Below are 19,261 nucleotides of genomic sequence, written 5' to 3'. Positions count from 1 at the left end.
GTGTAATAACTAAAAGCTGTGAGCGGTTAGCTTATAAAAGCCAACCGCCGGCAGCTATCTTTTTTGATATTGTTCGTTATAATATTGCTGGTAGTTTCCGCTGGTAACATTGTTGAGCCAGGTTTCATTCTCCAGGTACCAGTCGACCGTCTTTTCCAGGCCTTCTTCAAATTGGAGAGAGGGTTCCCAGCCCAGTTCTTTATTGAGCTTGGTAGCGTCAATAGCATAGCGGAGATCATGCCCGGCCCTGTCCTTTACAAAAGTAATCAGCTGCGCAGAGGCGCCTTCCGGCCGCCCCAGCTTCTTATCCATGATTTTACACAATAATTGAATCAGGTCAATATTTTTCCATTCGTTGAATCCGCCTACATTATAGGTTTCTCCCACTTTCCCATGATGGAAAATAGTGTCAATTGCGCGGGCATGGTCATTTACGTATAACCAGTCGCGTATATTTTCCCCTTTTCCGTAAACGGGTACCGGCTTATTGTTTTTGATATTGTGAATAGCCAGCGGTATCAGCTTTTCAGGGAAATGATGAGAACCGTAGTTATTGGAACAATTGGATATAACAGCAGGTAAGTGATAAGTATGATAATAGGCCATTACAAAATGATCCGAACTTGCTTTTGAAGCGGAGTAAGGAGAACGCGGATCGTAGGCGGTAGTTTCAAGAAAAAAACCTTCCTCTCCCAGTGATCCATACACTTCGTCCGTGGATACATGATAGAAAAGTTTCCCGTTCATGTTATCTTTCCAGTGTTTCCGTGCATTGTTCAGCAATACTGCAGTACCTAAAACATTTGTTTTGATAAACGCCAGCGGGTCCATAATGGAGCGGTCTACATGGCTTTCCGCAGCCAGGTGGATCACACCATCGAACTGATACCTGGTGAAAAGGTCATCAACAAAAGATTCTTCCGTGATATCACCTTTCTCAAAAATGTAATTCGGTTTATCTTTTACATCTGTCAGGTTTTCCAGATTACCGGCGTAGGTAAGAGCATCAAGATTTACGATCTGGTAGTCGGGATATTTATTGACAAATAGCCTTACCACATGTGAACCGATGAATCCCGCACCACCGGTAATTAATAGTTTTCGCTTCATTCCGGAGAAAAGTTTATTTTAATAAGGCTTCTTTAAAATATTCATATGTGATCCTTAATCCTTCCTGTCTGCCTACTTTTGGTTCCCAACCTAACAGTGTACGTGCTTTGGTAATATCGGGCTGACGTTGTTTCGGATCGTCTTTTGGTAACGGATGGTAAACAATCTTTTGTTTTGAACCTGTTAATGCAATGATCTCTTCAGCAAACTGGTTCAATGTGATTTCCTGTGGATTGCCGATGTTAACAGGCAGGTGGTAGTCGCTTAATAATAAACGATAGATACCTTCCACGAGGTCATCTACATAACAAAAGGAACGGGTCTGGCTGCCGTCGCCAAATACGGTGAGATCCTGACCATTCAGCGCCTGGCTCATGAATGCGGGCAGTGCACGGCCGTCATTGAGTCGCATACGCGGACCGTAAGTGTTGAAGATACGGATGATACGGGTGTCTACACCGTGGAAATTATGATAAGCCATGGTAATAGACTCCAGGAATCTTTTGGCTTCATCATATACTCCCCTGGGACCTACGGGATTTACATTACCCCAGTATTCTTCCGGTTGCGGATGTACGTTTGGATCACCATATACTTCAGAAGTGGAAGCTACGAGGATACGTGCTTTTTTTTCCTTTGCCAGTCCCAGCAGGTTATGCGTTCCCAATGATCCTACTTTCAGCGTCTGGATAGGCATCTTGAGGTAATCAATGGGGCTGGCCGGGGAAGCAAAGTTCAGTATATAATCCAGTTTTCCCGGAACATGCACAAACTTGGTAACATCGTGGTGATAGTATTCAAATTCCGGTAACGGAAAAAGATGTTCTATATTTTTGATATTGCCGGTAAGGAGGTTGTCCATGCCAATTACATGAAAACCCTCTTTTATAAAACGATCACAAAGGTGGGAGCCAAGAAATCCAGCTGCACCGGCAATAAGTATTTTTTTCTTTTCCATGTTGTTGTTATAAGTAATTACAATGTTGCTGGTATACGTCCTACACTTTCGTAATGGTAACCGAGTTCTTTCATGCGGGAGACTTCGAAAAGATTTCTGCCGTCAAAAATAGCCTGATTTTTAAGACTGGCCGAAATTTTATGGAAGTCAGGAGTCCTGAATACACTCCATTCTGTAGCAATAATCAGCGCATCTGCGTTTTCCAGGCAAGTGTATTGATGTTCGGCGTAGATGATTTTATCTCCCACTACCTGTTTTACATTTGCCATAGCTTCCGGATCAAAAACACTTACAGTGGCGCCTTCTGCCAGCAATGCTTCAATAATGTACAATGCCGGTGCTTCCCTGATGTCATCTGTATTTGGTTTGAAGGCAAGTCCCCAGAGCGCAAAATGCTTGCCCTTCAGATCGTTTTTAAAGAAACTTTTTATTTTCGGAAGAAGAAACAGCTTCTGATTTTCATTTACATCCATTACGGCATTCAGTATCTTAAATTCGTACTGTGCATCCTGTGATGACTTTACCAATGCCTGTACATCCTTGGGGAAACAGCTGCCGCCGTATCCGATACCCGGGAAAAGGAAGCGTTTACCAATACGGTCATCACTACCAATACCCTTGCGCACCATATCTACATCAGCGCCGAGTCTTTCACATAATACCGCAATTTCATTCATGAAGGAAATCTTTGTGGCCAGGAAGGAATTGGCAGCATACTTGGTGAGTTCTGCCGATTTTTCATCCATGAAAAGAATAGGATTTCCTTGTCTCACAAAAGGAGCATACAATTCTCCCATTACTTTGCGTGCCCTTTCAGACATAGTGCCAATCACCACCCTGTCTGGTTTCATGAAGTCGTCTACTGCCACCCCCTCACGTAAAAATTCCGGGTTGGAAACTACATCAAATGGGGTTTTACAATTTTTCGCGATGGCAGCGATTACTTTTTCTGCGGTACCCACAGGTACGGTGCTTTTGTCTACGATAACTTTGTAGTCAGTCATGATTTTACCCAGGTGCTCTGCTACATTCAGCACAAAGGAAAGATCTGCAGCTCCGTCTGCTCCCGGAGGGGTAGGCAATGCAAGGAAAATTACTTCAGCATCTTTAATGCCCTCTTCCAAACTAGTGGTAAAGAACAAACGTTCCTCTTTGAGGTTGCGCTCAAATAATTTTTCCAGGCCAGGTTCATAAATAGTAATTTGACCTGACGAAAGCTTTTTTACTTTGTTGGCATCAATGTCTACACAAGTGACATCATTTCCTGTTTCGGCAAAACAAGTCCCGGTTACAAGACCTACATAACCAGTTCCTACTACTGTAATTTTCATGCGGGGTGATTATTTTAAAAATGATTTAACGGATTGGATAATGTGCTCCAATTGATCGGGATCCATTTCAGTGTGTATTGGCAAGGAAATCACCTTTGTGGTGAGACTATCGGTTACGGGAAGATCAAAGGCCGCGCCACCAAAATGCTCGAACATTTTCTGGCGGTGGGCAGGAACAGGATAATATATCATTGCAGGTACCTCTTTTTCTGCCAGGTATTTCTGCAGCTCATTTCTGTCAGCGCCATTTAACTGCAGTGTATACTGATGAAATACATGGTAGCTGTACGGAGCGCGATAAGGTGTTGTTATTTGTGGCATATCTGCAAATGCAGCATCATATGCGTCTGCCACCTTACGGCGTGCAGTAATATATTGATCCAGTAATGGCAGTTTAATACGCAATACGGCTGCCTGTACAGAATCGAGACGGGAGTTGCAGCCTACGACATCATGATAATAGCGGGCAGATTGGCCATGATTGGCAACCATGCGAATCTTCGCCGCCAGTTCATCATCATTTGTAAAAATGGCGCCACCATCTCCATAACAACCCAGATTTTTTGAAGGGAAGAAAGAAGTGCAGCCAATATGACCAATAGCACCGGCTTTTTTCTTTGTGCCGTCGCTAAAAGTATAATCGGCGCCAATAGCCTGGGCATTATCTTCAATCACGTACAGTTTATGTTTTGCCGCCAGCGCCATCAACGGTTCCATATCCGTTACATGACCGTATAAATGTACCGGCACGATGGCTTTGGTTCTGGGGGTAATTGCTTTTTCTATGGCAGCTACATCCACGCAGTAGGTTTGAGGATCTACATCCACAAAAACGGGTTTCAGTTGTAACAGGGCGATTACCTCCGCGGTGGCTATAAAGGTGAATGAGGGAGTTATTACCTCATCGCCTGGTTCCAGTCCGAGCGCCATCATGGCAATTTGAAGCGCGTCTGTACCATTTGCACAGGGAATCACATGCTTTACGTCCAGGTATGACTGCAATTCAGTGCTAAACTTCTGAACCGCGCCACCATTAATAAAAGCGGAACTATCCAGCACTTCGCCGATGGCTGCATCTACCTGTGATTTAATCTTCGTATACTGGCGTTTCAAGTCTACCATCTGAATAGGAACCATATGATCGTATATTTTTATTTTGTTTAAAGTGTGCAAATTTACAAATTTTGGGATTGGCTGGGGATTATCTTTGCATTCAGCTGAAAATTAAGTAAAAGTACGCAGGCGAATGATAGCAACAGGAATTTATAATGCAGGGCTTCAATTGTATAAAGCGGGAGTTCACCTGGCCGCATTGGCAGGCAAAACCAAAGCCCGGCGCTGGCTGGAAGGCCGGCAGAACTGGCAATCGCGTATGCGGAAGGACGGAATCGGCTCCCGTCCGGTAGTATGGATCCATGCCGCCTCCCTGGGGGAATTTGAGCAGGGACGGCCGGTGCTGGAGGCAATCCGCGCTGCCTGGCCCTCATATGAAATTTTGTTAACATTTTTTTCGCCTTCGGGGTATGAGGTCCGGAAAGACTATAAAGGCGCGGACCATGTTTATTACCTGCCCCTGGATACCCGCAGCAACGCCCGGGATTTTATAGATATTGTTCAGCCCGCCCTGGCTATCTTCATAAAATACGAATTCTGGTATCATTACCTGACTACCCTCCATCAAAGGAATATCCCGACCCTGCTGGTATCTGGCATTTTCCGGCCCGATCAGGTATTTTTTAAGGGATATGGCAACATGTTCCGGGGGCTCCTGCGCCACCTGACGCATATTTTTGTACAGAATGAGGCATCACTTCAATTACTTCGCGGAATAGGGTTGCAAAATAGCAGCATCAGCGGGGACACACGGTTCGACCGGGTGGCCGCCCTGCTCAATGAATACCGGGAATTGCCTGAAATTTCCGTTTTTGCCGGCGAAAAGCGATTAGTCGTAGCCGGTAGTACCTGGCCATCCGATGAAAAAATCCTGGGCGACTGGTGGAAAGAAAAGGAAGAAACAGACGTAAAGCTGGTCCTTGCACCCCATGAAATTGATGATCACCATATCCAGTCGATACTGGCTTTGTTTCCGGATGCGCAGCGCTTCTCTGAACTAAAGCAAGGAAATAACAGGCAGGGGGATGTATTGATCATAGATAATATCGGCATGCTCACTACGCTCTATCGTTATGCTGCTATCACTTATGTAGGAGGGGGCTTTGGCAAGGACGGCATACATAATATACTGGAGCCGGCCGTTTACAGCAAGCCGGTGATCATAGGACCGGAATTCGGGAAATACTTCGAAGCAGTGGAGCTGGTGGCCGCGGGTGGCGCATTGGTAGTGCATAATTACAGAAACCTCCACACCTGTATGGAGATGCTCCTGGCAGACAAGGTAGCCTATGCTGAAGTAGCCGCCATCGCTGGAAATTATGTAGCCGCCAATACCGGAGCTACCCAAAAGGTGTTAGATTATATTCAGGAGAAACGCTTTTTGAGCAACGAATAGAAGTGCTGCACCAGGTGATGGTCGTCTTCCCATCCCTGTATAATTTTTATTTCACGCTGGATCCAGTAATCCGCTTCCTGGAGATTACTACATTCATTGATGGTTTTAATAGAACGTTCGTACAGGTCACGGTCGCCCCGGAACAGCTCCTGAATGAACTGGTATTTTTCATTGATACCAATGGCCTGCCGCAGGTCATTAATAGGCATCTCACCAAGTTTCTGCGCTACTTCTACCTGTTGTTGCCGCAAACGGTCGTTTAGTGAAGTACCGTTGCTGCCGGCAAGTTCGTTGAGATCTTTTCGGAGTTCGCCGTTGGTGGCCACCGGCGGCGTGTTTTTTACAGGTTGTATATCGTCGAACAGGGTAGCAGCCTGCGCGGGTTTTGTTTTTTCAACAGGAGATTGATTAATTGCCAGCGTGGGAATGGGTTGGGCAGTGACAACCGGTTCCGGTTTGGGTGGTACCAGGTCGGCCGCCGGAGGCACAGCCGCTATCGGCGTTTCCATCGGCGTGGCTTTAGGCATTTCCACAGGTTTGGTGGCTGAAGGTTCTTCTGTCCTGGAGGCGCGGCCATTAATATCTTCAGTAAGTATTACCGTATTACGGGTAGGCGTATCATTTAGCCTGGCTGCGCGGGTATTGATATCTTCAGGCTCAGCGGTGGCAATTGGCGCTTCCGCCGGTTTATTTGAAGGTAATGTTGTAGTTTGCGGCGCAGTTGCTGCCGGCGCCGGTACCGTTATCGGTTGTTGCGCAGGCATGATCACCGCGATATTTCCTTGTGTAGATTGCACCTGTTGCTGATGCAGCTTGTTACGCGCATGCAACACCTCTGCCTGGAGCAATTGCGCGTAGTACGAAATTGCAGAAAGCTCAGCCCCGGAATTTTTTAATTCCTGTAGTTTTTCAATTAATGCATTAATTTTTTCCATGCCTTAATTGTTAACGGGTTAGTGATAGAATTATTTTATTTTCATAAAATTAGAATATTTTAATTAATTAATAATCAAATTAGTATAATATGTTTATTGAACCTTCTCTTGCAGGAGGGCGGAGGGGCTGGATCGAGGTAATTTGCGGCTCTATGTTTTCGGGGAAAACCGAAGAACTGATCCGCCGGCTCAAACGGGTACGTATCGCCAATTTAAAGGTAGAAATATTCGGGCCTGCCATAGACACCCGGTTTGATGAAAGAAGCCTTACGTCGCATGACGACAATAAAATTATTTCCACACCAATAGAAAATTCCCAGCAAATCCTGTTGCTGGCCCAGGAAGTAGATGTGGTAGGTATTGATGAAGCGCAGTTCTTTGATGATGAGTTACCCAATGTATGTGATCAGCTGGCGCTTCGTGGGGTGCGTGTAATCGTTGCCGGGCTGGATATGGATTTCACAGGCAAGCCATTTGGTCAGATGCCCTTCCTGCTGGCAAAAGCAGATTATATTACTAAGTTGCACGCCATCTGTGTGAAGTGCGGTCATATTGCCAATTACTCTTACCGTAAATCGGCATCAAAAGAAACATTGTTGCTGGGAGAGAAGGATCTGTATGAACCGAGATGCAGGCATTGCTATTACGAAAATGTATGATAAAGTAAAAAGGAAGGTCAGCGACCTTCCTTTTTACTTTATGCCTGTTGTTTCACTTTAAAGGTAAATTTCTTCTGGGTCAGATAGCTGAAAGTTACTACCAGCACAGTGGTACAGATCTTACCTACGGTGGCATACAAGTGCAGGTGGTCCACAAATATCTTCATTAATAAATAGTTCAGTACAATACAGATGCCTACCAGCATGAAGTAACGGAGCAATTGTACGCGTCCGCGTAAATTGGATTCAGAGAACACTACATATTTGCTGAGCAGGAAACCGGTAGGAAAGGTAACCGCCATTGACATAAAGAGGGCGGCGATATGCGCGCTCATGCTAACCGGCCCCAGGTGCACCATTTGCTGGTGCAGTATAAAATTATAACACACATAATACAGGCATATATCCAATACCGTATTGCCCCCGCCACATGCTAAGTAGCGGAAGGTTTGCCAGGGAACCACCTTTGGAAGTGCCTGGTAAAAGAACTGAAGGATCTGTAAGATGACGTTACGTAACATAATTAAAATTGGCGCAAAGTTATGCGTTTTCGGGTTTTCAGGAAACACTTTAACGAAAGTTAACAACTGTTTTGGCTTATCTTAACATATTCCTTTTTTTCCAGGCCGATTCACGTGGATGATTGCTGATAGCCGCTTCCTGTAAATTTATATTGTTTTGCTGCCATACGTATGCAGCCAGGATTGCCGCCAGTTTATTGAGGTCTGCTTCGTCTGTAAGCAGCGACTGTGGCGTAAAATATTTATTGATAAAGTTGGTGTCAAAATCTCCTTCAATGAAGGCGGGCTGCTGCAGTGCCCATTTACCGAAAGGCAGGGTGGTTTTGATCCCTTTTACCTGGTATTCTTCAATGGCGCGGATCAGGCGAAGCCGGGCTTCTTCCCGGTTGCTGCCCCAGGCGATGAGCTTGGCAATCATCGGATCGTAGTAAATGGGAATATCCATGCCTTGTTCATATCCGTCATCTACCCGCACGCCATAACCCTGCGGACGGATATAGGTTTCCAGCTTACCGGTGTCCGGCAGAAAGTTATTGCCCGGATCTTCAGCGCAGATACGCAGTTCAATGGCATGGCCGTTTATTTTCAGGCTTTCCTGGGTGAAAGATAATTTTTCTCCCCGGGCCACCTTAATCTGTTCTTTTACGAGGTCGAGACCGGTGATCAGTTCCGTAACCGGATGCTCCACCTGCAGGCGGGTATTCATTTCCAGGAAGTAGAAGTTCAACTGGTCATCTACCAGGAATTCCACGGTGCCGGCGCCATAATAGTTGCAGGCTTTGGCCACATCTACGGCACACTGGCCCATAGCGGCGCGGATGGCCGGTGTGAGGCAGGACGACGGCGCCTCTTCAATCAGCTTCTGGTGGCGTCTTTGAATAGAACACTCCCTTTCAAATAAATATACACAGTTACCGTGGCGGTCGCCCAATACCTGTATTTCTATATGCCGTGGCGAACCCACATACTTTTCTATAAATACGGCGTCGTCACCAAAGGCGCTGAGGGCTTCGCTTTTAGCCATCCTGATCTGCTCATCCAGTTCTTCCGGGGCATTAACCACCCTCATTCCTTTACCACCACCACCGGCGGAAGCTTTGATCAGGATAGGAAAGCCTGTTTTCTTTACCACTTCCCTGGCCTCTTCCACACTGCGTAAAGGCGTTTCTGTGCCCGGAACCATGGGGACGCCGAATTTCTGCGCCGCCTGTTTGGCAGCCAGCTTACTGCCCATTACCTCAATGGAAGCGGCAGACGGACCAATGAAAGTAATACCGGCATCCGTTACCTGCTGTGCAAAACGGGCATTTTCACTTAAAAAACCATATCCCGGGTGAATGCCATCCGCTCCTTTTTCTTTAGCCACGGCAATTATTTTTTCGCCCAGCAGGTAAGATTGATTGGAAGGTGCGGGACCAATGCAAACGGCTTCATCTGCATATTGTACAAAGGGCATGGATCGATCCGCTTCGGAATATACCGCCACTGTTTTTATACCCATTTCATGTGCAGAACGCATAATGCGTAATGCAATCTCTCCCCGATTGGCAACCAGAATTTTCTTCATCAGCAGTTTGCTTTTAACAAGGCCCCTTTGCTATGGGGATGTCATTTTTTAATGAGGGGCTAAATATACTTAAAAATGGGTAACGGCTGAAAGCTAATTGTGAATAACTATCTTTGCGCCTGATCATGAAAAAAAGCAATCCCATACATCAGACACTTACCCTTGTGAAAAAGGATCTTACGCTGGAATTACGCCAGCAGTATGCTTTTTATGGGGTACTGCTCTATATTGTGTCTACTGTTTTTGTCATCAACCTGATGATGGGACGACCGGACGACAAAGTATGGAATGCCCTTTTCTGGGTGATACAGCTGTTTGTGGCAGTAAATGCCGTCGCTAAAAGTTTTATGCAGGAAAGCAGGGGACGGCTCCTGTATTTCTATTCCCTGGTGAATCCGCGCTGTTTTATTGCGGCCAAGCTGATCTACAATGTGATATTAATGACCCTCATGAGCATTATTGCTTTGGTTTGCAGCATTGCTTTCCTGGGCAATCCCATTATCAACCCCGTTTATTTTGTGGGGATGGTGCTCCTGGGCGGTACCAGTATCTCCCTGCTATTTACTATGCTGGCGGCTATTGCCGCCCAGGCCAATCACAATGCCGCACTGATGGCCGTGATGGGTTTCCCCCTGATTATGCCGGTGTTGATGCTGCTGGCCAACATCTCTTTATCTGCCTTTGTAACCGTATATCAGCCGGAACTGCCTAAAATGTTCCTGTTGCTCGGGGGAATGGATATACTGGTTATTGCCCTGACAATGATCCTTTTCCCATTTTTGTGGAAAGACTGATATTAGAAATATCAAACAAAAAGCTCACTTCTGTAAAGGATATTTAACGGGGAATTACTGCCGTTGGATAAACTTAAAATCCCCGAAAATCTTTGTGATTAGGTTTAAAACGTGTAGGTTTGCCCCCGAATATAGCTATTAAAAAATGGCCAGACATTGGTGGAAAGCATTAGCGATACTGCTTCTTTTATATGTAATTATCGCCGGGTTCACTGTTAAAATACCTATAATAGGAACCAACGGACAATCATCCCGCGGATTGTTCTTTCACGTACCGATGTGGATATGTATGTATACCATGTACACCATATCTATTATCAACTCGCTGCTTTATCTGTCGAAATACGATTTAAAGAAAGATGTGATTGCCTCCAGCGCTGCAGGAGTGGGTACCTTCTTCGGCGTATTGGGCTTCGCAACAGGTACGCTCTGGGCTACCTATACCTGGGGCGGCACGCTTACAGACGATCCCAAACAGATGTGCACCGCCATCGCCATTCTTATCTATATGGCTTACCTGGTGCTGCGCATGAGCATACACGATCTCGACAAACGGGCACGGATATCCGCAGTTTTCAACATTTTTGCGTTTGCATTGCTGATACCCTTAACCTATATTATTCCCCGCATGGTGGACTCCCTGCATCCGGGAAGCGCTACCACACCAGGCTTTGCGTCAAAAGATACCGATGGCTCCATGAAACTGGTGTTGTATCCCGCCTTTATTGGCTGGACCCTGCTGAGTGTGTGGATATTCACACTGGTAGTACGTTACAGGAAATTACAGCTTAAAAATATTTTTAAATGATCAATAGAGCGTTTTCATTTTGCCTGACCCTGGCCTTGCTATTCATTTCGGTACTGGCAAATGCACAACAGCAGAATACAGAGAAAGGAGCGGTCAACGAATTCTTCCGCAGCAACGATAAAATTTATGTCATTGTCGGTGTTTTAGTGATCATCTTCCTGGGAATTGTGTTATTTCTTATCAATCTGGACAGAAAGATCGGTAAGCTGGAAGAAAAAGATAAAAATCAGTAACCCGAAAATTTAAAATCTAATCGTTATACCAAAACAATAATTTATGTCGCAAGATCAGCATTATAGCTTCTTCCAGAGTGTGGAGAAAAGCTTCGACAAAGCAGCTGCATTCACTAAATGGGACAAAGGTATCCTGGAGCAGATCAAGGCCTGCAACGCCGTTTACCAGATTAAATTCCCGGTGAGAATAGGCGATTCTGTACAGGTGATTGAAGCTTACCGCGTACAACATTCACATCATAAACTTCCCTGCAAAGGTGGTATCCGCTTCAGCGATGAAGTAAACCAGGACGAAGTAATGGCCCTGGCATCCCTGATGACCTACAAATGCGCCATTGTGAACGTGCCGTTTGGTGGTGCCAAAGGTGGTTTGAAAATCAACCCCCGCAACTATACGCCCTTTCAGCTGGAAGCGATTACCCGTCGTTATACTGCGGAACTGGTAAAGAAAAACTTTATCGGACCAGGTACAGATGTTCCTGCTCCTGATTACGGTACCGGTGAAAGAGAAATGAGCTGGATCCTGGATACTTACATGAGCCTGCGCCCGGGAGAAATTGACGGCTACGGTTGCGTTACCGGTAAACCTGTATCACAGGGCGGTGTGCGCGGTCGTACAGAAGCAACCGGTTTAGGTGTGTTCTACGGTTTACGCGAACTGTGTAACATCAAGGAAGACATGGACCGCCTTGGTCTTACTACCGGCATCGAAGGAAAAAGAGTGATTGTACAGGGAATGGGTAACGTGGGTTACCACGCTGCTAAATACTTCCATGAAGCAGGCGCCAAAGTAATCTGCCTGATCGAGTGGGATGGCGCCATCTATAACGAACAGGGTATGAATCCTGATGAAGTACTGATGCACAAAAAAGCCACCGGTTCTATCGTAAACTTCGCCGGTGCTACCAACCTCAATAAAAATACAGATGGCCTGGAACTGGATTGTGAAATCCTGATTCCTGCTGCCCTGGAAAATGTAATTGATAAACACAATGCTCCCAACGTTAAAGCAAAGATCATCGGTGAAGCTGCCAATGGTCCTTTAACACCGGAAGCGGATGAAATCCTGAATAAGAAAGGCGTGATCGTGGTGCCGGATATGTTCCTGAACGCCGGCGGTGTAACCGTTTCTTATTTCGAATGGCTGAAAAACCTCAGCCACGTGCGTTACGGCCGTTTGGGCAAACGCTTCGATGAAAATATGAACATTCATATCCTGCAAACCATCGAAGAGCTGACCGGCAAAACTGTTTCTGATAAAGAAAGAAAATTCATTGCCCATGGTGCGGATGAAGTAGACCTGGTATATTCCGGCCTGGAAGAAACCATGCACGCTGCACTCCACGAAGTACGCGACGTAATGATGGCAAACCCGCAGATCCATGATATGCGTACAGCCGCTTACGTAGTAGCCATTAACAAAGTAGGTGCGGCTTACGAGCAACTGGGCATTTTCCCTTGATGCGCGTAGCGCGCCTTCGGCGCGGGAAATTGTCTTGGAGCAGGATTACGCTGATTATACTGATTAGCTTGATTTGGATTTTTTGGATTTTTTTTTGATTAATTATAATAGTTAAGGGAGATAAAAGCGAAAATATCCGCTTCTATCTCCCTTAATCCTTTATAAAATCAAACAAAATCAAAATCAAGCTAATCAGTATAATCAGCGTAATCCTGCTCCAAGACAATTTCCCGCGCCGAAGGCGCGCTAAGCAAACCCCGGCAACTCGCGCAGGAACCGCCATTTATTTTCGGCCGCCACGTAATTGCCGCAGAAGGTGTTCAGGCCGTTGGTGATCACCAGGTAGGTGGCGGGAATTACCATGTTATAGCGGATCACCTGCTGCATGGTGTGCTCGGTGAGCGGTACATTCATTTCTTTGCATTCCACCAGCATCCAGGGTTGTGTTGCACGGTTGTAGATCACGATGTCGAATCGCTTCTTCATCTCTCCCAGAAAAATTTCCTTTTCAATACCTATCAGGGATGCCGGGTAATTCAGCACTTTCACCAGGTAGTTCAGGAAATTTTGCCGTACCCACTCTTCCGGTGTGAGTACCACATATTTTTTACGGAAGCGGTCAAAGATGAGTTCTTTGCTGCCTTCTTTCATAATTTTGAAATCGGGTGGAGGGAAGCTGATCGCGATCAAGATATAACTGATTTAATACCGTTGCGAAGATAGTTACATTAGGATAATATTGAGGTTAGCGAACAAAACCTTATATTTGCTTGTCAAAAAGCTATGAAGACAAAAGACGAAATTGTAGCTAACTGGCTGCCCCGCTACACGGGTGAGAAACTGGATCAATTTGGCTCCCACATCCTCCTCACCAACTTCAGTAATTACGTAACAATGTTTGCCGAATGGAACAACGTGGAAATCGTTGGCGTTGGCCGGCCTATGCAATGCGCTACGGCAGGTGATATTACCATTATCAACTTTGGTATGGGAAGTCCGGGTGCTGCTACCGTAATGGACCTGTTATCTGCCATCTCCCCGAAAGCAGTATTATTCCTCGGAAAATGCGGCGGATTAAAAAAGAAGAATAACATCGGAGACCTGATACTGCCTATCGCCGCTATCCGCGGGGAAGGTACCAGCAACGATTATTTCCCCCCGGAAGTACCCGCACTGCCTGCATTTGCTTTGCAAAAAGCCATTTCCACCACGATCCGTGATTCCGGTTACGATTACTGGACAGGCACCTGCTATACCACCAACAGGCGTGTATGGGAGCATGATGCCGCATTTAAACAATACCTGGAAAAGATAAGAGCAATGGCAGTGGATATGGAAACAGCCACCATCTTTTCTGTTGGTTTCTTTAACAAGATCCCTACCGGTGCTTTATTGCTGGTATCTGATCAGCCGATGGTGCCGGAAGGCGTAAAAACGGAAGAAAGCGACAAAAAGGTGACCACTAAATTTGTGGAACGCCATCTTAAAGTAGGCATCGACTCCTTACAGAAGCTGATTGAAAGTCACCAGACCGTGAAGCACCTGCGTTTTTAGAATTGTTGTATCTTCCGGGTATGCTTTCCACGCGGGTAGAGATACAGGACCTGGAGGTAACATTCAGGTCCGGACAAACAACAACAACAGCTGTTAATCAGATTTCCCTTTCCATAGGAAAGGGTGAAATTGTAGGCGTAGTAGGAGAATCCGGTTCCGGAAAATCCGTTACTGCCCTTTCGCTCATGCGACTCATTGATATGCCTGGTACCATCTCCGGTGGAAAGATCCTTTACCAGGCTGCGGATGAAACAGCAGTAAACCTGCTGCAGTTGCCCGATGCTACCATGCGTAGCTACCGCGGCAACGAAATTGCCATGATTTTTCAGGAACCCATGACGGCGCTGAATCCGCTGCATACCTGCGGAGAGCAGGTGGCGGAAGCTATCCGGTTGCATACCGGCATAAGCCGCAAGGCCGCCCGCGAGGAAGTGATCGCCCTCTTCCAAAAGGTAAAACTCCCTGATCCTGCAGCGATCATGGACCGTTATCCCCATGAAATTTCCGGCGGACAAAAACAACGGGTTATGATCGCGATGGCCATCTCCTGCCATCCCCGCCTGCTCATCGCCGATGAGCCCACTACAGCGTTGGATGTTACCGTGCAAAAAGCTATACTGGAACTACTCCGGGAACTGCAACAGCAGATGGAGATGAGCGTTATTTTTATTACCCATGATTTAGGCGTGGTAGCTGAAATAGCGGAAAGGGTAGTGGTGATGTATAAAGGGAATATTGTGGAAGAAGGAACTGTGAAAGAGGTGTTCCTGCATCCGCAACACCCGTATACAAAGGGACTGCTGGCTTGCCGGCCCCCGCTGGATAAACGTTTGGTGAGATTGCCCGTGATCCGGGATTTTATGGAGACGGACTCACGGGGACAGATACACGAAAAAGCAGGCGCCATCCGGGATGTGATGCAGTCGCTGGTAATCCCCGACGCAGCGCTGCGGCAGCGGGAGCAACAGCTGGCAGCCGCGCCACCTCTGCTGGAGGTGCATCAGCTGAAAACGTGGTTTCCCGTGAAAAGAAGTATCACGGGTAAAGTACTGCAATGGGCCAAAGCCGTAGACGATGTGAGTTTCCGGGTAATCACCGGTGAAACGCTTGGGCTGGTAGGCGAGTCTGGTTGTGGTAAAACCACTTTGGGCCGGTCGCTGCTAAGACTTGCAGCACCAACCGCCGGAAGTATTATTTATAAAGGACAGGATATACGAAGTTTGTCGGCCACCGGGATGCGTGCGCTGCGGAAGGATATGCAACTGATTTTCCAGGACCCATATGCATCGTTGAATCCCCGGAAAACCATTGGGGCCGCTATCCTGGAGCCAATGAAAGTGCATGGTTTGTATGGTACGGAGCGGCAGCAGCAAGCAAAAGTGCAGGAATTACTGGAGAAGGTGAATCTGCTGCCGGAACATTTTAACCGTTATCCGCATGAATTTTCCGGCGGTCAACGGCAACGGATTGTGATAGCGCGTGCCCTGGCGGTGGAGCCCTCTTTTATCATCTGTGATGAATCGGTAGCTGCGCTGGATGTAAGTGTGCAGGCGCAGGTGCTGAACCTGCTGATCCGTTTACGGGAAGAGCTGGGCTTTACGTGTATTTTTATTTCACACGATCTTTCCGTGGTAAGGTTTATCAGCGACCGGATGATGGTGATGCAGAAAGGAAAGATTGTAGAACAGGGCGCAGCCGACAGGGTGTATAACCATCCGGAAAACCCGTATACGCAACAACTGATAGCAGCCATTCCTAAAGGAATATAATATATAATTATCTGGTTATTATACGTTATACATCATTTTTTGATGATGTAGATAATAATTGATAACTTTGCACCTCTAAAATTTATTCATACCGTAATATGAAACTATCACAGTTCAAATTCGATCTTCCTTTAAATCTGATCGCCCAGCACCCTACCAAGACAAGAGATGAATCACGTTTAATGGTGGTACATCGTAATACCGGCAAAATTGAGCACAAAGTATTCAAGGACATCCTCGGTTATTTCAACGACAAGGATGTAATGATTGTGAACAATACAAAGGTATTTCCGGCAAGGTTATATGGCCGTAAAGAAAAAACAGGAGCAAAAATTGAGGTATTCCTGCTGCGTGAGCTGAACAAGCAAAACCGCCTGTGGGATGTAATTGTTGACCCGGCACGTAAAATCCGCGTAGGCAACAAGTTGTATTTTGGCGACGACGAGACGTTGGTAGCAGAGGTAATTGATAACACTACTTCAAGAGGCCGTACCATCCGTTTTTTATTCGAAGGTAATGATGAAGAGTTCAAACAGGTGCTTGATCAGCTGGGAGAAACGCCATTGCCTAAGTATATCAAACGCAAACCGGAAGACGAAGATAAAGAGCGTTATCAGACCGTGTATGCCAAGTACGAAGGCGCTGTAGCTGCACCTACTGCAGGTTTGCACTTCAGCCGTGAGTTGATCAAACGTTTGGAAATTAAAGGTGTTAAGTTTGCAGAAGTAACGCTGCACACGGGTTTGGGTACTTTCCGCCCTATTGAAGTGGAAGACCTGAGCAAACACAAAATGGATGCGGAGTATTTTCATATTGAAGAACACGCAGTGAAAGTGGTAAACAAAGCGAAAGAAGAAAACCGCAAGATCTGCGCTATTGGTACTACCTCTGTGCGTGCCGTAGAATCTTCCGTAACTGCGCAAAACCATCTGAAAGCAGCAGAAGGATGGACGAATACGTTCATTCATCCGCCATATGATTTTGCTATTCCAAATTCATTGGTAACGAACTTCCACCTGCCTAAAACCAGCCTGCTCATCATGACCTGCGCTTTTGCAGGATATGACCTGGTCATGGAGGCTTACCAGCAGGCGATTAAAGAGAAATACCGTTTCTTCAGCTATGGCGATGCCATGCTGATCGTTTAATTACAAAGCACTTTTCGGGGATTTTCTTATTCAGCCAACTGGATGAGAAAATCCCCGATCTTTTTTTATGGAATATAAAAAAGTGGCTATCATAGTTGCCGGCGGGTCCGGTACCCGGATGCAGAGCGCTGTTCCCAAACAGTTCCTGGAACTGTCCGGTAAACCTGTATTGTACCACACTATTGCCGCTTTTTCGGCCGCCTTTCCGGATATGGAAATTGTGCTGGTGCTTCCTGAAGCTCATTTTACTTTCGCCAACCACATCCTGCAGGCTTTTGATAAACTGCCGGACATCACCATTATAAAAGGAGGAAATACCCGCTTTCATTCTGTACAGAATGGATTGCAGCAGGTAAAACACCCGTCGGTGGTATTTGTACACGATGGGGTGCGCCCGCTGGTATCTACTACGTTGATCCGTGCCTGTTATGAAGCCGCACTTATCCATGGTAGCGCTATCCCGGTGATTGATATGAAAGACAGTATCCGGGAGATATCAGGCGGCAGCAATGCTGCTGTGGACCGCGACCGTTTCAGGATTATCCAGACGCCGCAAACATTTCTTTCGGAGTTGATCCTGCCTGCCTTTGAACTGCCCTATGATCCGTTGTTTACGGATGAAGCCACCGTAGTGGAACGGCTGGGGTATCCTGTGCATCTGCTGCCGGGAGAAGAGTCCAATATTAAAATTACGAAACCGCTTGATCTTGCTATTGCAGAAGTGTTGCTGAAAGAGCGCAGCTAAAGTGCCTGTTATAGGAGATAACGTTACCTGCCGGTAAAGCCTGCTGCTTTTGCAGTATTGACAAAAACGACGAATGCAGTAACCCGGCGATTGGTAAGTGTATCACTGCCGGCATAATTACCTGCGCCGGGTTACCAGCATAACTATTTAGCGGAGGCCGTTTCAGACAGGCCTTTATTTATTTTTGCGAGGATCTGGTGGGCTACATCCATTGCCTGCAGGCCGTCGATCGCATTTACGGCAACCGGTTTATTTTGCAGGATGCTGTCGCGGAACATTTCCAGTTCCATACGGATGGCATTGGATTGTTTTATTTCCGGGTTATCGATGGCGATTGTTTTTCTGCCGCTGTTGGTTTCAATATCCAGGGTAAACAAGCCTTCGTCTTCCGGTGTTTTGAGTTTGATGATCTCTGTTTTTTTATCGAGGAAATCGATGCCGATGTAAGCATCTTTCTGGAAGAGGCGCATTTTGCGCATCTTTTTCAGGGAGATACGGCTGGAAGTGAGATTGGCTACGCAGCCATTATGGAATTCGATGCGTACGTTGGCGATATCCGGGGTGTCGCTCATAACAGCAACTCCGCTGGCGGAGATGCGGCTCACGGTAGATTTCACGATGCTCAGCACGATGTCGATGTCGTGGATCATCAGGTCGAGGATAACGCTTACGTCTGTACCGCGGGGATTGAATTCTGCGAGGCGGTGTACTTCAATGAACATGGGTTTGAGATCATATCCCCGGAGTGCGAGATAAGCGGGATTGAATCTTTCCACGTGGCCTACCTGGAATTTTATATTCGCTTCTTCCACCAGTTTAACCAGTGTTTTGGCTTCGTCCATGGTGTTGGTCATGGGTTTTTCCACGAATATGTGTTTGCCGTTGCGGATGGCCAGTTCGCATAATTTGAAGTGCAGGGTGGTTGGCGCCACAATATCAATGGCGTCTACCGACTGTATCAGTTCTTCCGCGGTTGTATACCGCTGAATATTATATTGCTCGGAGATGCTGGCTGCATTTGCATTGTTGGGATCATAGAAGCCTACCACTTCTACGTCTTTCATAGTGGCCAGTTGAGAGAGGTGTATCTTACCTAAATGTCCTACGCCGAAGAGTCCTATTTTGAGCATATGGAAAATGAATAAATATGTGCGAAAG

General features: G+C 46.4%; 19 protein-coding genes. 10 read left to right on the top strand and 9 right to left on the bottom strand.

All coding sequences use genetic code 11. The annotated features are described in order from the left end of the window. Positions 1-54: 54 nt before the first annotated feature. The 4 genes from rfbB to ACLHR0_RS24575 are packed head-to-tail and all read right to left on the bottom strand — an operon-like array spanning position 55 to position 4,536. A complete protein-coding gene (rfbB, locus tag ACLHR0_RS24590; protein ID WP_436490178.1) occupies positions 55-1,110 on the bottom strand; it encodes a dTDP-glucose 4,6-dehydratase in 1,056 nt (351 codons plus the stop codon). A gap of 13 nt (positions 1,111-1,123) precedes the next feature. After that, positions 1,124-2,068, bottom strand: coding sequence for a UDP-glucuronic acid decarboxylase family protein (locus tag ACLHR0_RS24585; RefSeq protein WP_370912548.1), 945 nt, complete (start codon positions 2,066-2,068; stop codon positions 1,124-1,126). Positions 2,069-2,085: 17 nt separating this feature from the next. Further along, positions 2,086-3,399: a UDP-glucose dehydrogenase family protein gene (locus tag ACLHR0_RS24580; RefSeq protein WP_429051384.1), complete on the bottom strand. Its 1,314-nt coding sequence runs from the start codon at positions 3,397-3,399 to the stop codon at positions 2,086-2,088. A gap of 9 nt (positions 3,400-3,408) precedes the next feature. Beyond that, positions 3,409-4,536: a DegT/DnrJ/EryC1/StrS family aminotransferase gene (locus ACLHR0_RS24575; protein WP_429051381.1), complete on the bottom strand. Its 1,128-nt coding sequence runs from the start codon at positions 4,534-4,536 to the stop codon at positions 3,409-3,411. 109 nt (positions 4,537-4,645) lie between these two features. Here ACLHR0_RS24575 and ACLHR0_RS24570 point away from each other — a divergent pair, with 109 nt between their 5' ends. Beyond that, complete coding sequence (locus ACLHR0_RS24570; protein WP_436490175.1) at positions 4,646-5,908, top strand: 3-deoxy-D-manno-octulosonic acid transferase; 1,263 nt, start codon at positions 4,646-4,648, stop codon at positions 5,906-5,908. On the opposite strand, the gene ACLHR0_RS24565 is transcribed toward ACLHR0_RS24570, so the two are convergent. Then, on the bottom strand, positions 5,878-6,843 hold the full coding sequence (locus ACLHR0_RS24565; protein WP_436490173.1) for a hypothetical protein: 966 nt from the start codon (positions 6,841-6,843) through the stop codon (positions 5,878-5,880). The genes ACLHR0_RS24570 and ACLHR0_RS24565 overlap by 31 nt on opposite strands. Before the next feature lie 89 nt (positions 6,844-6,932). On the opposite strand from ACLHR0_RS24565, the gene ACLHR0_RS24560 reads away from it, so the two are divergent. Then, positions 6,933-7,502 carry a thymidine kinase gene (locus ACLHR0_RS24560; RefSeq protein ID WP_370912543.1) on the top strand — a complete coding sequence of 190 codons (570 nt, stop codon included), beginning with the start codon at positions 6,933-6,935 and terminating at the stop codon, positions 7,500-7,502. A gap of 38 nt (positions 7,503-7,540) precedes the next feature. On the opposite strand, the gene ACLHR0_RS24555 is transcribed toward ACLHR0_RS24560, so the two are convergent. Both ACLHR0_RS24555 and accC read right to left on the bottom strand, forming a co-directional pair. Beyond that, positions 7,541-8,023 (bottom strand): GtrA family protein, encoded by a 483-nt coding sequence (locus ACLHR0_RS24555; RefSeq protein WP_436490171.1) that lies wholly within the window; start codon positions 8,021-8,023, stop codon positions 7,541-7,543. A 76-nt stretch (positions 8,024-8,099) separates the two neighbouring features. Then, complete coding sequence (gene accC, locus ACLHR0_RS24550; protein WP_429051371.1) at positions 8,100-9,590, bottom strand: acetyl-CoA carboxylase biotin carboxylase subunit; 1,491 nt, start codon at positions 9,588-9,590, stop codon at positions 8,100-8,102. A 125-nt stretch (positions 9,591-9,715) separates the two neighbouring features. On the opposite strand from accC, the gene ACLHR0_RS24545 reads away from it, so the two are divergent. From ACLHR0_RS24545 to ACLHR0_RS24530, 4 genes are all read left to right on the top strand, one after another. Then, positions 9,716-10,384 carry a heme exporter protein CcmB gene (locus ACLHR0_RS24545; protein WP_370912540.1) on the top strand — a complete coding sequence of 223 codons (669 nt, stop codon included), beginning with the start codon at positions 9,716-9,718 and terminating at the stop codon, positions 10,382-10,384. A 145-nt stretch (positions 10,385-10,529) separates the two neighbouring features. Beyond that, complete coding sequence (gene ccsA / locus ACLHR0_RS24540; RefSeq protein ID WP_370912539.1) at positions 10,530-11,192, top strand: cytochrome c biogenesis protein CcsA; 663 nt, start codon at positions 10,530-10,532, stop codon at positions 11,190-11,192. Then, positions 11,189-11,425, top strand: coding sequence for a CcmD family protein (locus ACLHR0_RS24535; protein ID WP_370912538.1), 237 nt, complete (start codon positions 11,189-11,191; stop codon positions 11,423-11,425). The genes ccsA and ACLHR0_RS24535 overlap by 4 nt, the downstream gene beginning before the upstream one ends. A 43-nt stretch (positions 11,426-11,468) precedes the next feature. Further along, positions 11,469-12,887, top strand: coding sequence for a Glu/Leu/Phe/Val family dehydrogenase (locus ACLHR0_RS24530; RefSeq protein ID WP_079470855.1), 1,419 nt, complete (start codon positions 11,469-11,471; stop codon positions 12,885-12,887). 246 nt (positions 12,888-13,133) lie between these two features. Here the strand turns inward: ACLHR0_RS24530 and ACLHR0_RS24525 are convergent, their stop codons facing one another. Beyond that, the gene (locus tag ACLHR0_RS24525) at positions 13,134-13,577 is read right to left on the bottom strand and encodes a type I restriction enzyme HsdR N-terminal domain-containing protein (RefSeq protein WP_370912537.1); all 444 of its coding nucleotides are present in this window, start codon (positions 13,575-13,577) and stop codon (positions 13,134-13,136) included. A 93-nt stretch (positions 13,578-13,670) separates the two neighbouring features. Here ACLHR0_RS24525 and ACLHR0_RS24520 point away from each other — a divergent pair, with 93 nt between their 5' ends. The 4 genes from ACLHR0_RS24520 to ACLHR0_RS24505 all read left to right on the top strand — a co-directional run bounded on the left by ACLHR0_RS24520 (position 13,671) and on the right by ACLHR0_RS24505 (position 18,103). Beyond that, entirely contained in the window at positions 13,671-14,441 is a 771-nt protein-coding gene (locus ACLHR0_RS24520) for an AMP nucleosidase (protein ID WP_370912536.1), read from the top strand. A gap of 20 nt (positions 14,442-14,461) precedes the next feature. Continuing rightward, positions 14,462-16,210, top strand: coding sequence for an ABC transporter ATP-binding protein (locus ACLHR0_RS24515; protein ID WP_436490168.1), 1,749 nt, complete (start codon positions 14,462-14,464; stop codon positions 16,208-16,210). A gap of 98 nt (positions 16,211-16,308) precedes the next feature. Next, on the top strand, positions 16,309-17,358 hold the full coding sequence (queA, locus tag ACLHR0_RS24510; protein WP_370912534.1) for a tRNA preQ1(34) S-adenosylmethionine ribosyltransferase-isomerase QueA: 1,050 nt from the start codon (positions 16,309-16,311) through the stop codon (positions 17,356-17,358). Between the two features lie 67 nt (positions 17,359-17,425). Beyond that, complete coding sequence (locus ACLHR0_RS24505; protein ID WP_436490165.1) at positions 17,426-18,103, top strand: 2-C-methyl-D-erythritol 4-phosphate cytidylyltransferase; 678 nt, start codon at positions 17,426-17,428, stop codon at positions 18,101-18,103. Positions 18,104-18,246: 143 nt separating this feature from the next. Here ACLHR0_RS24505 and ACLHR0_RS24500 read toward each other — a convergent pair whose 3' ends face one another. Next, positions 18,247-19,233: a Gfo/Idh/MocA family protein gene (locus ACLHR0_RS24500; protein ID WP_429051360.1), complete on the bottom strand. Its 987-nt coding sequence runs from the start codon at positions 19,231-19,233 to the stop codon at positions 18,247-18,249. Between the last annotated feature and the right edge of the window lie 28 nt (positions 19,234-19,261).

The sequence above is a fragment of the Chitinophaga sp. ARDCPP14 genome (assembly GCF_051362515.1).
Lineage (GTDB): Bacteria > Bacteroidota > Bacteroidia > Chitinophagales > Chitinophagaceae > Chitinophaga.
The sequence above is the reverse complement of the archived record's forward strand: the minus strand, read 5'-3'. Positions and strand labels throughout refer to the sequence as shown.

Coding starts and splice junctions, on each gene's coding strand:
- rfbB (WP_436490178.1), bottom strand. CDS start 1,110: ATGAAGCGAAAACTATTAATTACCGGTGGTGCGGGATTCATCGGTTCA.
- ACLHR0_RS24585 (WP_370912548.1), bottom strand. CDS start 2,068: ATGGAAAAGAAAAAAATACTTATTGCCGGTGCAGCTGGATTTCTTGGC.
- ACLHR0_RS24580 (WP_429051384.1), bottom strand. CDS start 3,399: ATGAAAATTACAGTAGTAGGAACTGGTTATGTAGGTCTTGTAACCGGG.
- ACLHR0_RS24575 (WP_429051381.1), bottom strand. CDS start 4,536: ATGGTTCCTATTCAGATGGTAGACTTGAAACGCCAGTATACGAAGATT.
- ACLHR0_RS24570 (WP_436490175.1), top strand. CDS start 4,646: ATGATAGCAACAGGAATTTATAATGCAGGGCTTCAATTGTATAAAGCG.
- ACLHR0_RS24565 (WP_436490173.1), bottom strand. CDS start 6,843: ATGGAAAAAATTAATGCATTAATTGAAAAACTACAGGAATTAAAAAAT.
- ACLHR0_RS24560 (WP_370912543.1), top strand. CDS start 6,933: ATGTTTATTGAACCTTCTCTTGCAGGAGGGCGGAGGGGCTGGATCGAG.
- ACLHR0_RS24555 (WP_436490171.1), bottom strand. CDS start 8,023: ATGTTACGTAACGTCATCTTACAGATCCTTCAGTTCTTTTACCAGGCA.
- accC (WP_429051371.1), bottom strand. CDS start 9,590: ATGAAGAAAATTCTGGTTGCCAATCGGGGAGAGATTGCATTACGCATT.
- ACLHR0_RS24545 (WP_370912540.1), top strand. CDS start 9,716: ATGAAAAAAAGCAATCCCATACATCAGACACTTACCCTTGTGAAAAAG.
- ccsA (WP_370912539.1), top strand. CDS start 10,530: ATGGCCAGACATTGGTGGAAAGCATTAGCGATACTGCTTCTTTTATAT.
- ACLHR0_RS24535 (WP_370912538.1), top strand. CDS start 11,189: ATGATCAATAGAGCGTTTTCATTTTGCCTGACCCTGGCCTTGCTATTC.
- ACLHR0_RS24530 (WP_079470855.1), top strand. CDS start 11,469: ATGTCGCAAGATCAGCATTATAGCTTCTTCCAGAGTGTGGAGAAAAGC.
- ACLHR0_RS24520 (WP_370912536.1), top strand. CDS start 13,671: ATGAAGACAAAAGACGAAATTGTAGCTAACTGGCTGCCCCGCTACACG.
- ACLHR0_RS24515 (WP_436490168.1), top strand. CDS start 14,462: ATGCTTTCCACGCGGGTAGAGATACAGGACCTGGAGGTAACATTCAGG.
- queA (WP_370912534.1), top strand. CDS start 16,309: ATGAAACTATCACAGTTCAAATTCGATCTTCCTTTAAATCTGATCGCC.
- ACLHR0_RS24505 (WP_436490165.1), top strand. CDS start 17,426: ATGGAATATAAAAAAGTGGCTATCATAGTTGCCGGCGGGTCCGGTACC.
- ACLHR0_RS24500 (WP_429051360.1), bottom strand. CDS start 19,233: ATGCTCAAAATAGGACTCTTCGGCGTAGGACATTTAGGTAAGATACAC.